11 protein-coding genes are annotated in these 14,938 nt (G+C 53.0%); 9 read left to right on the forward strand and 2 right to left on the reverse strand.

Features of this window, described 5'->3' with window-relative positions:
• Window positions 1-2: 2 nt before the first annotated feature.
• Genes Mag101_RS05990 through aldA form a run of 3 tightly spaced genes read left to right on the forward strand, consistent with a single transcriptional unit; the run spans window position 3 to window position 3,288 of the window.
• A complete protein-coding gene (locus Mag101_RS05990) occupies window positions 3-1,034 on the forward strand; it encodes a zinc-dependent alcohol dehydrogenase (RefSeq protein WP_077402170.1) in 1,032 nt (343 codons plus the stop codon).
• Between the two features lie 30 nt (window positions 1,035-1,064).
• Window positions 1,065-1,829: an SDR family NAD(P)-dependent oxidoreductase gene (locus Mag101_RS05995; protein ID WP_077402173.1), complete on the forward strand. Its 765-nt coding sequence runs from the start codon at window positions 1,065-1,067 to the stop codon at window positions 1,827-1,829.
• A 4-nt stretch (window positions 1,830-1,833) separates the two neighbouring features.
• A complete protein-coding gene (gene aldA / locus Mag101_RS06000; protein ID WP_077402176.1) occupies window positions 1,834-3,288 on the forward strand; it encodes an aldehyde dehydrogenase in 1,455 nt (484 codons plus the stop codon).
• A 214-nt stretch (window positions 3,289-3,502) separates the two neighbouring features.
• Here the strand turns inward: aldA and Mag101_RS06005 are convergent, their stop codons facing one another.
• Window positions 3,503-4,111: a GntR family transcriptional regulator gene (locus Mag101_RS06005; protein WP_010133183.1), complete on the reverse strand. Its 609-nt coding sequence runs from the start codon at window positions 4,109-4,111 to the stop codon at window positions 3,503-3,505.
• 397 nt (window positions 4,112-4,508) lie between these two features.
• Here Mag101_RS06005 and Mag101_RS06010 point away from each other — a divergent pair, with 397 nt between their 5' ends.
• The 4 genes from Mag101_RS06010 to Mag101_RS06025 all read left to right on the forward strand — a co-directional run bounded on the left by Mag101_RS06010 (window position 4,509) and on the right by Mag101_RS06025 (window position 8,910).
• Complete coding sequence (locus Mag101_RS06010) at window positions 4,509-5,411, forward strand: 2-dehydro-3-deoxygalactonokinase (RefSeq protein ID WP_077402178.1); 903 nt, start codon at window positions 4,509-4,511, stop codon at window positions 5,409-5,411.
• A 140-nt stretch (window positions 5,412-5,551) separates the two neighbouring features.
• Window positions 5,552-6,583 carry a hypothetical protein gene (locus tag Mag101_RS06015; protein WP_077402181.1) on the forward strand — a complete coding sequence of 344 codons (1,032 nt, stop codon included), beginning with the start codon at window positions 5,552-5,554 and terminating at the stop codon, window positions 6,581-6,583.
• Between the two features lie 48 nt (window positions 6,584-6,631).
• Window positions 6,632-7,378 carry a L,D-transpeptidase family protein gene (locus Mag101_RS06020; RefSeq protein ID WP_077402184.1) on the forward strand — a complete coding sequence of 249 codons (747 nt, stop codon included), beginning with the start codon at window positions 6,632-6,634 and terminating at the stop codon, window positions 7,376-7,378.
• A gap of 134 nt (window positions 7,379-7,512) precedes the next feature.
• Window positions 7,513-8,910 carry an aminotransferase gene (locus Mag101_RS06025; RefSeq protein ID WP_077408102.1) on the forward strand — a complete coding sequence of 466 codons (1,398 nt, stop codon included), beginning with the start codon at window positions 7,513-7,515 and terminating at the stop codon, window positions 8,908-8,910.
• Window positions 8,911-8,934: 24 nt separating this feature from the next.
• Here the strand turns inward: Mag101_RS06025 and Mag101_RS06030 are convergent, their stop codons facing one another.
• Entirely contained in the window at window positions 8,935-9,852 is a 918-nt protein-coding gene (locus tag Mag101_RS06030; RefSeq protein ID WP_077402187.1) for a LysR family transcriptional regulator, read from the reverse strand.
• A 608-nt stretch (window positions 9,853-10,460) separates the two neighbouring features.
• On the opposite strand from Mag101_RS06030, the gene Mag101_RS06035 reads away from it, so the two are divergent.
• Complete coding sequence (locus Mag101_RS06035) at window positions 10,461-12,830, forward strand: TonB-dependent receptor (RefSeq protein WP_077402190.1); 2,370 nt, start codon at window positions 10,461-10,463, stop codon at window positions 12,828-12,830.
• A gap of 142 nt (window positions 12,831-12,972) precedes the next feature.
• Window positions 12,973-14,922 carry a glycoside hydrolase family 3 N-terminal domain-containing protein gene (locus Mag101_RS06040; RefSeq protein ID WP_077402192.1) on the forward strand — a complete coding sequence of 650 codons (1,950 nt, stop codon included), beginning with the start codon at window positions 12,973-12,975 and terminating at the stop codon, window positions 14,920-14,922.
• Window positions 14,923-14,938: the final 16 nt, after the last annotated feature.

The raw sequence follows: 14,938 nt of genomic DNA on the forward strand, positions 1-14,938 counted from the left end.
TCATGCAAGCTCAAGCCGCTCAGTATGTTGGCAACAAATCCTTTGAAGTTGTGGAAGGGCGCTGCGAAGCGCCTGCAGCCGGCGAGGTGCGCCTTAAAGTGGGTTATGTCGGTATCTGCGGAACCGATATGCACATCTATCACGGTGTGATGGACCAGCGTGTACAGCCGCCTCAAGTCGTTGGCCACGAGATGTCTGGGGTGGTCGACGCTGTTGGCGAAGGCGTGGAAGGGTACTCTGCCGGAGACCGCGTAGTAGTGCGCCCACTCGACTTTTGCGGTGATTGCCCGGCCTGTAATGAGGGCCACAGCCACGTTTGCCACAATCTGAAATTCATGGGTATCGACTCTGTCGGTGCGTTCCAGAGCTTCTGGAATGTAAAAGCCCGCACCCTGCACAAGTTGCCGGAAAACGTTTCGCTAAAGCAGGGCGCGCTGATCGAGCCGCTGGCCGTTGCGTGCCACGATATTTCCCGTGCGCGCCTCAAGGCGGGTGAGAAAGCGGTCATTCTAGGCGGTGGCCCTATCGGGCAATTGGTGGCGCAGGTTGCTTTGGGTATTGGCGCTGAGGTGATGGTGTCTGAGCCGAGTCCAGAACGTCGCGCATTTGCTGAACAGACCGGTGCACTGGCGGTTAACCCGCTGGAACAGGATCTCACCGCCGCGGTGGAAGACTGGACCCAAGGCAAGGGCGCCGATGTGGTGTTCGAGGTCTCTGGTGTGCAGCCGGCAATTGACGCCATGACCGAAATTGCCGCCGTGCGCGGGCGAATTTGCATGGTTGCGATCCACAGTCAAAAGCCGCAGCTGGACCTGTTCAAGTTCTTCTGGCGTGAGCTGGAGCTGGTGGGTGCACGTGTGTACGAAGCGCAGGATTTTGAACAGGCGATCGACATGGTTGCCAAGGGCAAGATCGACCTGGTGCCGTTTATCAGCAAAGTGGCGCAACTAAACGATATTGGCAGCGCCTTCGCTAGTATGGATGGTAATCCATCTGGCATGAAAGCTCTGGTTGCGTGTGGTGCTGAGGACTGATCCTCCAGAAATAATTTAGAGAGTAAAATGATGTTGCAGCAATTTAGCCTCGCCGGTAAAAAAGCCCTGGTTACCGGTTGTAATCGCGGTATTGGTAAAGCCATGGCGGTCGCTCTGGCAGAAGCGGGTGCGGACGTGATCGGCGTATCTGCCAACCTGGATTTGAGTGACTCTCAAGTGGGTCGCGAGGTGGCAGCCGCAGGTCAGCAGTTCTTTCCCTACCAGTGCGATTTTTCAGACCGCAACTCGCTGTATGGTTTTATCGACAAGGTTAAAAGCGAACACCCGCAAATCGATATCCTGGTAAACAATGCCGGTACGATTTTACGCGCCCCGGCGGCAGAGCACGGAGACGACCTGTGGGATAAGGTGATCGAAGTTAACCTGAACGCACAATTTATTTTGAGTCGCGAAATCGGCAAGGAAATGGTCGCGCGCGGCGCTGGGAAAATTATTTTCACCGCGTCGCTGCTTACCTTCCAGGGTGGTATTACTGTTCCGGGGTACGCCGCGAGTAAAGGTGCGATTGGGCAAATCGCCATGGCGCTGTCCAATGAATGGGCTTCCAAGGGCGTTAACGTGAATGCGATTGCCCCGGGATATATCGCCACCGATAACACCCAGGCGCTGCGCGAAGACAGTGAGCGCGCAGCGAGTATCCTCGCCCGTATCCCACAGGGGCGCTGGGGCGAACCCGCAGACTTCAAGGGGCCGGTAGTCTTCCTGGCTTCCGAAGCCTCTAACTACATGAATGGCAGCGTCCTGTTGGTGGACGGTGGCTGGATGGGGAGATAAGCCCATGTCGGTAGAACTGAAAAACAATGTGAACTTTATCAATGGCGAATACGTTGCCTCCGAGGCAGATGGCGTCATTGAAGTATTAAACCCGAGCACCGGTGAGGTACTGGGTAGTATCCCCAAGGGCTGTGCTGAAGATGCCGAGCGCGCACTTAGCAATGCCAAGCAAGCGCAAAAGGCTTGGGCCAAACGCACGGCACGCGACCGTGCAGCGCTGCTGCGCAAGTTTGCTACGGCAATTCGCGCAGAGACCGAAGGCCTCGCCGAGCTGCTGGTAAAAGAGCAGGGCAAGCTGATTGGCGTTGCCCGCGACGAGGTGAATGCTACCGCGACGTTTATCGAGTACGCCTGTGACAACGCGCTGACGCTGGAAGGCGATATTCTGCCTTCCGACAATGAAGACGAAAAAATCTACATCCACAAGGTACCTCGCGGCGTTGTGGTCGCGATTACTGCTTGGAACTTCCCATTGGCGTTGGCAGGCCGGAAAATTGGCCCGGCATTGATTACCGGTAACAGCATCGTTATCAAGCCTACGCAGGAAACACCGCTCACCACCATGGAGCTGGGGCGTATCGCTAACGACGTGGGTATTCCCGCCGGTGTGTTGAATATTGTTAATGGCCAGGGCTCCGTTGTTGGCCAGGCGCTCTGCGAAAGTCCGCTCACCGCCATGATCACCATGACCGGCAGTACCCGCGCCGGCCAGGTGATCCATCAGGCCAGCGGCAAGCACATGATTCCCGTTATGCTGGAACTGGGTGGCAAGGCGCCGTTTATCGTGATGGAAGATGCGGATCTGGAGAAAGCTGCGGAAGCGGCGCTGTGGACCCGTTATGCCAACTGTGGCCAGGTGTGTACCTGTGCCGAGCGTTTGTATGTCCACGAAAGCGTGTACGACGCGTTTATGGACAAATTCCTGCCGAAAGTAAAAGCACTGAAAGTCGGCAACCCGCTGGATGAAGCGACGCAGATGGGACCGAAGGTCAATGCGCGCGAAATCGAGCATATCCACGAGCTAGTGCAGCAAAGTATTGCTCAGGGTGCGGAGCTGTTGATCGGTGGCAAACCTGCGGATGTCGCTGGTTTCGAAGGCGGCAACTGGTATGAGCCGACGGTATTGACCAATGTGCAGCAGGACAATGTGCTGGTGCATGAGGAAACCTTCGGCCCGATTCTACCGATCGTAAAGATCTCCAGTATCGAGGAAGCCATCAACCATACCAACGACAGTGAATACGGCCTGTCCGCATACTTGTTTACCGAAAACCTGCGTTACATCCATCAGGCCGTGGCCGAGATGGAAGTTGGTGAGGTTTACGTGAATCGCGGTATTGGTGAGCAACACCAAGGTTTTCACAATGGTTGGAAGCTTTCCGGCATCGGTGGCGAAGACGGCCGCTACGGGCTTGAGCAGTACGTTGACAAGAAAACGGTTTACTTGTCAGAGGCGTGAGCGCCTCTGTTCTCTTCCTTTCATCTCATCAGGATGAACATCTTTGCGCGAAGTTTTGCTTCGCGCTTTTTTTTGCCCTGAAAAAACGTTGTGGGGTGTTGGAAACATAAACTGTTTGTAATAAAAAGCCCGGCACTAGGCCGGGCTTTTGCGAATCAAACGATATCAATCGACCGTAGTGGGTCGCGAGACACTTATTTGATATTGCTTAACATTACTTGATATTGGCGCGCAGTGCGGTGGTGGCCACGTTGATCTTGTTGGCCTTCAGCGCTTCCAGGATTGCGCGGTGCTCGTCCACACAATCTTTCGGTTTGGAGATTCGCTTGTAGTTCATACGCATGCGCAGCACGATGGGGTACCAGAGGTTGATCAGTTCGTCGCCACCGGCCGCGTGCACCAGATAGCGGTGGAAATCGATATCGGCTTTGGTCACCTCATTGAATTCCTGAGCATCAAAGGCATCTTGCAGGCGCACCAGAATATCTTCCAGTTCGGCAAAATCCATTTCGGTCAGTTTGCCCTTCAGCTGTGAGATCGCAAACACCTCGATACGACGGCGAATATCGACCATCAGCTCCTGCATGGACGGATCCAGCACGCTGTTTACGGAAACACCGCAGTTGTTCTTGGCGACCAGCAGGCCTTCTTTGGTGAGCTGCAACAGGACGTCGCGCACAGGGCCGCGGGATACGCCGAACCGATTTGCCAGCTGCTGTTCGTTCAGTTTGGTAGTGGGCGCCAGGTCTCCGGAAATGATATCGGAGCGCAACTGATCCGCGATCTGTTCGCGGACTGGAATAATTTTTGTGGCTTCACGCATGATCGATTCTGCTCACCAATTTATCTTTGGGTAGGCGGAGAGGCCCCGCTTACCGTATTTCGTTCAGTTCATTCGCCGCCTCTTGCAGCCCGTCTGGAGTAGAGGGGGGCAAGGACTTCTGGCGGATATGTCCGGGCTATCTTGGTCACCAGCTGTTTCTGCGGTAACGAATGGGTTGCAACAAATTTACAACGGACTCCCGATTTGCCGATAGTACCCCAGACCACAAGAAAAATCCCCAACAAACTGTTAACAATCAACAATTATGCTGGTTAAATTTACCCTTACGAGGGCGATAGTGTGCTGAAAAGCACTATTTAGCTGCGATTTTGGCGTGAATTAGCGCCCCCGGTCAACAATTGACCAGTTGTATAAGAATCTGTTTTGGAGTGTCGCAATGGGTGAAATTTTGGTGTGTGACTGGGGAACCAGTAGCTTTCGGTTAATGCGTGTTAGTGCGTCGGGTGAAATCCTCGCTCAGGTGGCTACAGATCAAGGCGTGAAGCAGCTGAATCCCGAAGATATGGAGGCCTATCTCAAGGCCCAAATGGTGACGCTCGGCAGCATTACGGCTCCTGTGGTCCTGTGTGGCATGGTGGGGTCCGGTATTGGCTGGTACGAGGTGCCTTATGTAACCTGCCCAGCCTCCGTCAAGTCACTGTCCGCGGCATTGGTACGCATCCCGCAGACTGACCTGAATGCCTGGTGTGTACCGGGTGTAAAGCTGACGTCTTCGCAAGGTGATGCGGATGTGATGCGCGGCGAAGAGACCCAAATCATTGGTTGGCTTACGCAGGCGAGCGAGCGGGAACGCACCAACAGTACTCTGTGCCTGCCGGGGACACATAGCAAATGGGCACATGTGGAGGGAGCGGAAATCTGTGAATTCAGCACTGCATTCACCGGCGAGATGTACGCGCTGCTGAATGACCACAGTGTGCTCGTACAGGGCGCCCAAGTAGCTTGTGATAATGCGTTTGACGCTGGTCTTGCGGCAAGCACAGATGGTGCCGGGCTTATTCATCAGTTGTTCAATGCCCGCAGCCGGTCGGTACTGGGCCTGCAGTCTGCCTCTGCAAGCGCGTCTTATCTTTCTGGCCTATTGATCGGCAGTGAAGTTGCGGGCGTGGCGAAGAAGTTGTCGCCCGGCGCCGTCGTGCACGTGATTTGCGGTGATTACCTTGCGGAGCCCTATCTGAAAGCGTTAACGCATTTTGGGCTTAGAGGTATGCACTACTCAGGTAGCACCTATTCCGCACTGGGGCTGCGCGCCATTGCCGAGGCTCGCGACCTGATGTAGCGAGGTAGATTGTAGCGAGGCCGATGATAACTTCCCGTTTGTAATAGTTCCTCTATCGCTTTGCCCGATGGCTCCCGCTTTACGTTTTCTTCTCCCTTTGACCAATATCCGCCCAATATGTCAAAGGGTTGGAGGGAGCAATGGCGATTATTCTGGGCAAGTTACGGAGTTTTTTCGCAGCGGTAATGACGGTCATCTTTCTGGTCGGTTGTGGTGGCTCCAGTGAGAGCGAACCGCCCGCACCAGAGGTTACCGAGGATGTTGCCGACGGTGGTTCCGATGGTGGCAGCAATGACGACGGTGACACGAACACCACTGAAGACCCGGTAACCGTTGCAGAAAATAAACTGGGCGCTTGGATTTGGTACATCGACGAGGCCGGACTCATACGTGGCGATCACGCGAGCATGGCTCAGTACCTCGCTGGTCTCGGCGTGAAGCGTGTGTTCATCAAGATCAGTGATATCAACTACCAGTGGGACGCCAACAAAATTACCTTCCAGGGTGACGATGTTGATTGCGGTGTATGGCAAGACGCCTGTGAGCCTGAAAACCTCCAATTCTATCGGGATGCGGGCATTGAACCCTGGGCGTGGACCTATAACGATGTACATTCCTTCGAAGAGCAAGCGGATATGCTCGAAGCTGCGGTGCGTGTAGGTTACGCCGGTTACGTATTGGATATTGAAGAAGAATATAACGGTGTCTCCGAAGATCTTCACACGCTGCTGTCCGCCCATCGCAATCGCCTGGAAACACTGGGTGATATCGTTCCAGAAAATTTCTTATTGACTGCTACAAGCTGGGGTAACCCGCAATACCACGGTATGCGCATTGATATTATCGATGAGTATGTGGATGCGCACATGCCGCAGACGTATATAGAAAAGTGGGGGAGTGATTTTATTCTGGATATCCCCGGGACAATCACTCAGGGAGATTGCGAATACCGTGAGCTTGGGGCGACAAAGCCCGTGTGGCATATTGTTTCTCATGAAGACAAACTGCTCACTGCGGACCAGTTAAACGAATTTGTCCGTCATGCCGGCCCGCATGCGTCCGTGTGGCGTATGAGCAGTGACTATCTGCAAGAAGAGATTGAGGCTATGGACTGGGATATGAAAGAGTTCCAGCCCAATGAATGTACTCAAACGAACTTCGATATCGATTGAAATCGATAAACTAAAAAGTAGGGCAGACTACTCGCAGGGGAAAGTACCATGTTTGGAAAACAGTATTTTTTATTTCTATGTGCAGCCTTGTGGGCTTTCACTGCCTCAGCCCAGGTACCACAGAGTAGTCAGCAGTTATTGATAGCCTTGACTGATGATTGGGGTGCGACGACCGGAGAACTACGCGCTTTCTCGCGTGGAGAAAAAGGTTGGATCTCAGAATTTTCCCCGATTCCGGTAAACCTTGGCCGCACTGGGCTGGCTTGGGGAATAGGACTTCATCCACAATCTGTGATTGGCGAAGGTGCCCCTCAAAAACGCGAGGGCGATGGCAAGGCGCCGGCGGGTATCTTTCTTTTGGGTGATGCATTTGGCTACCCTGAGACATTACGCACCGGTCTTGATTACCAGCCCATGAGCTCTTCCCACTACTGTATCGATGTACCCACTTCGGCGCTGTACAACCAAACTGTGGATGCTGCTGTTGTGGGTGAAGAAAAGGTGAAAGGTTCTTCCGAGGGGATGCGCCGGGACATTCACTACGGAGATCAGCAGTATAAAAAGGGAGTTTTTGTGGCCCATAACCCGGCCAATGTGCCCGGGGCTGGAAGTTGTATTTTCGTACATCTCTGGAAGGGGCCCGGCAGTCCTACTGCGGGCTGCACAGCGATGGCGGAGTCGCAAATGGATTCTGTTCTCGCATGGCTAAAGTCTGAGGATTTACCGGTATATGTTGCACTGCCCAAGGCTCAGTACCTTGCGCTGCAACGACAATGGGGTCTCCCTCCTTTGTAGTTATACGTGGAAAATCTTATGTATCGGCGTTGTCGATAGTTACAAACTGTCACTGACAAATAAGCGCCTTACACTGAGCTCATCGCCCGTCCAATCTAGGCGGGTCTCCATTATGGTTGAGAATGAGCAAGGTTATGAGTAGCGAGAGCTGGCAGGCGGATAAGCGCCACTGGATGCATCCATGGACCCACTTTGATTCCTTCAAAGATGAGGGGTCATTGATGTTGACCCGTGCCAAGGGTGCGCGTCTTTGGGATGAGCAGGGTACGAGCTACTTTGATGCAGTCGGTGGCCTTTGGTGTACCAATATTGGCCTCGGTCGGGAAGAGATGGCTGAAACCATCGCCGAGCAAGTCCGCGAAATGGCTTACGCTAACCCTTTCGTTGACATGTCCAATGTGCCTGCTGCACAGCTGGCGAAGAAGCTGGCGGAGTTGGCCCCTGGCGATGTGAATCGCGTTTTCTATAGCTGTGGTGGTTCTACGGCAATTGATACTGCCTTTCGTCTGGTGCACTTCTACCAGAACTGCCGCGGTAAGCCGGCGAAAAAGCATATATTGGCCCGCAAGGGCGGCTACCACGGCAGCACCTATGCGGCCATGTCTATCACTGGCAAGTCCGGTGATAAGATCCCCGAATTCGACTATATCCAGGACACCATCCACCATTTGAGTTGCCCGAATCCTTATCGGGCACCAGCAGGGATGGATGAGCAGCAGTTCTGCGATTTCCTCGTTGATGAGTTCAAGCAGAAGGTTGCCGAACTTGGGGCGGACAAAATCGGGGCATTTTTTGCCGAACCGATTCTGGGATCCGGCGGCGTGATTGTGCCACCTGAAGGCTACAATTGCCGTATCTGGGAGCTGTGTCAGGAAAACGACATTTTGTTTGTTGCCGATGAGGTGGTCACCGCATTTGGCCGTGTCGGTCACTGGTTTGCATCAGAAGATCTCTTTGGTGTGCAGCCGGATATTATTACCTGTGCCAAAGGACTGACCTCCGGGTATCTGCCGTTGGGTGCTACTCTGTTCTCTGACCGTATTTACGATGTGATTGCCACGGGCGATGCCGATCGCTATTTTGCCAGCGGATACACTTATTCGGGGCACCCGGTGGCTTGTGCTGCGGCGCTGAAGAATATCGAGATCATCGAGCGGGAAAACTTGCTGTCACGTGTTGTGGAGGTTGGCGCATACTTTGAGCAACGCCTTCAGACATTGCGTGACCTTCCGCTAGTAGGTGACGTTCGTGGCAAGCGGTTTATGATGTGCGTGGAGAATGTTGCCGATAGAAATACCAAGCAACTTTTGCCGGACGAGCTCAATATCGGTAAGTGGATCTCTGATCGCGCTGAACAGAATGGATTGATCGTACGGCCGATCGTGCACCTGAACGTGATGTCGCCACCTCTGACCATGAGTCGCAAGGATGTTGATTTTGTCGTGGACAAGCTAGGCGCGGCTATCGAGCACACCTATCACGACCTGCAAAAGGAGGGGTTGATTGCAGCCCCTCGTAAGCTCACGGCTTAATCAGGGTATATGCCGGCCCGCCGTTTAGGCGGGCTCCGGCGCTGTCGCAGAGAGAATATTTGAAATTTCGTCGATCAACCTTTGACCGGCAGGGCCGAGTGTTTTGCGGCGAGACCAGATCAAGTCGGTACAATAAGGGTAGGGCGTGAGCTGGAAGTCGGTGTTCAGCACGGTAATTGCCCCGCTTTCGATATGTGGGCGTGCAATATGCAGTGGGGTAAATGCCCAGCCGAGTCCTTCCGTCAGCATCGTCATAAACAGCGAATAGCTTTCCAGGTACCAAACCCGGTCGCTGAGGTCGTTCTCCGGCAGGGAGGCCGGGTCACTGCTCGCGCTGATGCGCAGGTGCAGATGGTTATGCAGGTCCTGGATACTCACCTTGTCCAGCTCAGTAAGCAGGTGATTGGCGCCGGCAACGAGCATAAAGGAGCAGTTGCCCACGCCACGAAAATCAAAGTCTTCGGGATAGTCCCCCTGGCTCAACACAATACCAATATCCGCTTTGCCTTCTCGAACCAGCGATGCGGCAGTGTCCCCGGATGCGTGCAACAGGCTTACTGTCACGGTGCCGAACTCCGCATAGAACTTTTCAAGTCCTTGCGCCAGCGCGCTTAGATTGATCGCCGATTCATCCACCGCAATGGTGAGTGACTCTTCCAGCCCGGCATTGAGACTGCGGCTTTTCGCCTCAAAGCGGGAGTAAGAACTGAGCAGGGAGCGGACGTCGTGCAGCAGTGAACGGCCTTGTGCAGTCAGCTTGGGCTCGCGGCCAGATCGATCAAATAGCGTCAGCCCCGTGTCAATTTCAAGGTTGCTAATCAGCCCCGAAATCGTTGACTGCGCCTTTCCCAGGGACCTTGCAGCCGCAGAAAAGGACCCACTGCGTGCGGCAGCCTCGAAGGCTTCCAGCTGTTCTGGAGCAATAAAGAAGCGCGATTCCATAAATCCCCTGTCAGGCTGTGATCGCCATTGTTGTTATTGGGTGTTGTCAGTGTTGCATCTGGTTCGGATATAGCTCTGTGGGGCCATTGTGCCCTCGAATACCCGTTGAACGGCGAATACCTTGTATCGGTTTGGCCTATGGAAATGACTTTATCAGAGTCCACTCTACTGTAAAGTGGTGCCATCCATGTTTAGTCCCATCGTCTTATTTTAACCGGTTTTGTGACCGCTATTGACCGAGTTACTTGGAAGGTAATACGCATTATTTATCGGTAACTCGATCTCGGCTCGCCATAAAATTGGCTGTTTGACCTTTAGGTCGCGGTATTTTCTGCAATTATCATCCGATATGCCGGTAAGCTCACCGAGAAGATTCTGCACTTATTCGGTGCGAGCGGCTGAAATTAGTTCGGTTTGCGAATACTTTTGGCGCAGACTCGGCGAGTAAGCCTTTCATTGGCGACTAATTTTGTTTTGTCTTCCATCTATCGTCATTACCGATGGTTGATATTTTCCATTTGGCGGTGGAAAGCGAGATGCTGATTGCAGGGTGGATGAGTTCGCGCGCCCACGAACAGAGTCTCAGTTAAATAATAAGGATCTAGGGTATGTTCCAATTTAAGAAAAAACCGCTGGCTTATCTTGTGCCGATGTTTGCACTGAGCCTGGCTCCTGCCGCCTTTGCACAGGACAGTGTCGAAGACAATAAAGAGCTAGCTAAAGAGGGTAGCCAGGAAGTTCAGGCGCTAGAGAATGTGGTTGTTACTGCAACCCGTCGAGAAGCATCTGTAGAAGATATTCCTCTGAACATCTCCGCTATTGGAGAAGCGGAGATGCGCAAGCGTGCGATCACTGACCTGAAAGATTTGATTGGTGACTCCGTTACTATCAGCGCGCCTGGAAACTCTGCGCGCTTCGCGGACTCAGTCACCGTGCGCGGTCTCAATGTATCTCCGGTAAACCAGAACAACCTGGAGTTCTTTGTGCGCTCCACTTTGGCGTATTACTTGGATGAGACGCCACTGCCGCACATTGGCTACCGCATTAAAGATGTTGCGCGAGTAGAAACCCTGCTTGGTCCTCAAGGCACTCTCTATGGCTCCGGAAGCCTGGGGGGCACCGTTCGCTACATTACCAACCAGCCAAACTTTGATGAGTCTACGGTTCGCCTCAATACCGGCATGTATCAGACCCAAGGCGGTGGCCTGAGTACCGATACCGATGTAGTGATTAACCAGCCGTTGAGTGAGAATGTTGCGGTCCGCGCATCTCTCGCCTACCTGGATGAGGCCGGCTATACCGACCGTGAAATCTCTCCATCCTTCCGCTCGGATAATCCTTGGACCAATGTAGATGGCTCAAACAAAACCCGTTACGAAAATGATGACTACCAGTATGTAACCACCGGTAAAGTCGCCCTAGCTTGGCAGGTGAATGCAGATGCGAAGCTCACGTTGACTCACGCCCAGCAAAGCCAGCTGGCAAACGGCTCGGGCGGCAGCACCATTGATCCCACGCAAGATGGTGACGTGCTCCAGTATGGTCAGGATGTTGTTGTCGGGCGCTATCGCGAATTTTCTGACCGTTCTTTCACATTGGATTCGGTTGATCTTGAGTGGGATTTTGACGCTTTTTCAATGAAGTCCAGCACCTCTTACTTTGAGGATACCCGTGCAGGCCAGGCCAACTACGGTATTGGCTACCTGTACTACGGCGACTGGGGCTGGAGTGCACTGACTGCAGATAATACGGATGAGACTCCGTATATGGTGTTTGACAATACCTATTCTGGTTTGAGTCACGAGACCCGCTTTGTATCGGAAGGTGACAGTGCGTTGAGCTGGATCGGTGGTATTTATTACACCCAGCAAGAGCGTGCGCTTACTTTCTCGGAAATCTTCCCTACATTGGATTCTGTAGGTGGCATCGATCGTACGGCAGTTGGCGGCACTGTTGACGCCGGCTATTCCGAGGACATTAACTCGGATTACAGTGAATTGGCCTTATTTGGTGAGCTCACTTACGCAGTGACCGATCGCTGGGATGTAACTCTGGGGGCGCGTGTCTTTAACTTTTCTGATGAGGCTGATCCCCAGATTACCGACTATGCGTTTGGCGCTGTCGATACCAAAGGTGCAACTGATACTTCAGAGTCCGGTGAAAAGTTCTTCAAGTTCAATACGTCGTATAACCTGACTGATGACGTGTTGGTCTATGCGACTGCATCGCAGGGTTTCCGTCGTGGTGGTGTGAACGGCTTTAAGAATCTGGGTGATCAGCAGGTTGCTGATAGTACCCAAAATTATTCGCCCGATTCAGTTGATAACTATGAGCTCGGTTTGAAGGGTACTTTCTTTGATGATGTGCTCTATATCGAAACAAATGTTTATCAAATTTCTTGGGAAAACACTCAGACTTACTATTCCCAGAGTATTAATTTCTTCCCCCTGAATGGTACTGCAAATGGTCCTGCGGCGGAGTCTCGCGGCTTCGACTTCAGCAGCCGTCTGAAGCTTAGCGACAACATTAACCTGAAGTATGCGACTGCGACTACCGAGGCGAAATGGGCTGAGACCGAAGAGGTGTGTTTGTATACCGATGGTTCAAGCTGTCGTACTTGGGAGAAAGGTGGGCTTCTTGGTGGTGCCCCAGAATGGCGCCATAACTTGGGAGCAGATTTCTTCTACGACCTCAGCAATGGCCTCACTTTGTCCGCGAATGTGCGCGGTTCCTATACCAGTGAGATTCAAAGCAACCGCGCTGATTCCCCAGATGAAGAGCCGCCTCGCTACGATTCGTACACTCTATACAGTGCCAACCTGGCTCTGTCAGGTGACGATTGGACCGCGGGACTTTGGGCTCGAAACCTAACCAATGAACGTACCGAAGTTTCCTATCAGTCAGAGCACTACGTAGGTGAGCGCAAGATCTACACCGCGCCTCGTACCATTGGCTTGAACGTCTCCTACGATTTCTAAATAGATCGTTTCATTGTGGATTGATGGGGGCGTTTTTCGCCCCCTTTTTTTTCTTTTCGAAAACTTCCGGTTGCGTTACCGCGCTAAATGTGAAGAATAAATTATTCGCCAATTTCAATTATTTAATAATTGGTTATTATTTATGCTAGTTAAACCGTTGCTCGTAAGAGCGCTGAAGTCCTGTTCGCTTGTGGCACTGATTGCCACGCTGGGTGCCTGTAGCCAGTCCAATGACATAGGCCAAGACTCTGCGGGTCCATCACTGGATCTGCGCCAGAAGATTGCGCAGAAATTGATGTTGGATATCCGCTACTTCTGCCCAGATATGCAACGCCCGGAGGAAGGACAGGGCGGTGCGGCACACTGTGCACAACCGGTAACCTCATTGCCATCAGAACTTGCGACGTTGATTTCCGAGAGTGATCTTGGCGGCATTATTTTGTTCGCGGATAACCTCGAAAGCAGCGCACAGATGGTGAAGCTGAATCGGGCCCTACAGGCATCCGCCGCTCAATCTCGCTCCGGTTTGCCGCTTCTTATTGGTATTGACCAGGAAGGTGGTCGCGTTAACAGGCTGCCGCGTGATGAAGCCGCTGCGTTTGCTGGCAATATGGCAATTGGTGCGACCTATACCCGTGAAGGCGACCGTTTCGCACGCGCTACCGCAGAGGTAATGGCCGATCAATTGCGTGTGCTTGGCTTTAATGTGAATTTCGCGCCCACACTCGATGTAAACAGTAATCCGGATAATCCGGTCATCAATGTGCGCTCCTATAGTGAAACACCACAGGTGGTAGCGGATCTTGGGGCTGCGAGTGTTGAAGGGTTTCAGCAGCGAGGCGTGGCTGCGACGGTAAAGCACTTTCCCGGCCACGGTGACACGAGCGTGGATAGCCACACCGGGCTTCCCCGTGTAGAGCGTACAGAAGCAGAAGCACAAGCTGTTGACCTGCTACCGTTCAAACAGGTGATCGCGCTGGCACAACCCGCGCTCACTATGACTGCACACATTCAATATCCTTCCCTGGATACCACCATGCTCACATCTCGTTCCGGTGAGCAGATGCTAGCGCCGGCGACTCTTTCCCGTGAGATTTTGACTGGCATTCTGCGCAATGACATGGGCTATCAGGGTGTCATTGTTACTGATTCTCTCAATATGGCGGGTATCAGTGATTACTTCACCCCGGAAGAGGCCGTGGTAAACACCTTCAAAGCCGGTGCGGATATTGCGCTTATGCCGATAAAAATCCGTTACCCGGAAGATCTGGTGTTGCTGGATAAGTTGGTGGATCGCGTTGTTTTTGCGGTTGAAGCTGGCGAGCTGTCTCTCGAAGAGCTCGATGCTTCCCTTGCGCGTGTGCAAAACCTTAAGCAACAGTTTATCGATGAAAGTTGGGTGGAATTGGCTGAGGGCGTAGCCATTGCTCGAGCAGCGCAAGTGCTGGCAACAGAAGAGCATCGTGCGTTGGCGGATGCGCTCGCGAGCGCGGCGCTCACTAATATCTTCACTCCTGATCCTTCTGTCCTGCCGGTTATCGATGACTCGGTCGAGCGTATGCAAATACTCGCACCTCATCCTGCCATTGGTGAAGCCCTCCGCATTGCGCTCATGCAGGTGAGCGATGTCGAGGTGGAAGTCCTAAATGCGGAATCTGCGGTAGCAGTGGTGAGTGAATCCGATGCCGACGCATTGGTTGTCGCGAGTATCGTGCCTTCTGAAAGTGCTGTGGAGCTTGGTGGTATGGAGGATCTCGCGATCCTAAAGCATCGAGTCATCGATTTAGATAAGCGTTATGAAATTTATGTGGACGCGCTCAAGGCTGCAAACACCCGTGGCGCAAAAACAGTATTTGTCAGCATGCGTTCTCCCTACGAAGCTGCCCGCTTTGAGAGTCTCGCCGATGTGCACTTAGCGAGCTTTGATTACAAAGCATATCTCGGCGAAGGGCAGCAACTGGAGGGGCCAATCTATCACGCACTTGCTCGCGCGTTATTGAGCCCTGAGTTGTCCGCAGGAGAATTGCCGGTGACTGTCTCCTCCAGTGAAGCAGTACATGCGGGCAGTGCGGCTGTGAATACAGAAGGTTGACTGGTCATATTGCCGT

Origin of the sequence: Microbulbifer agarilyticus, from assembly GCF_001999945.1 — a bacterium.
Classification (GTDB): domain Bacteria; phylum Pseudomonadota; class Gammaproteobacteria; order Pseudomonadales; family Cellvibrionaceae; genus Microbulbifer; species Microbulbifer agarilyticus_A.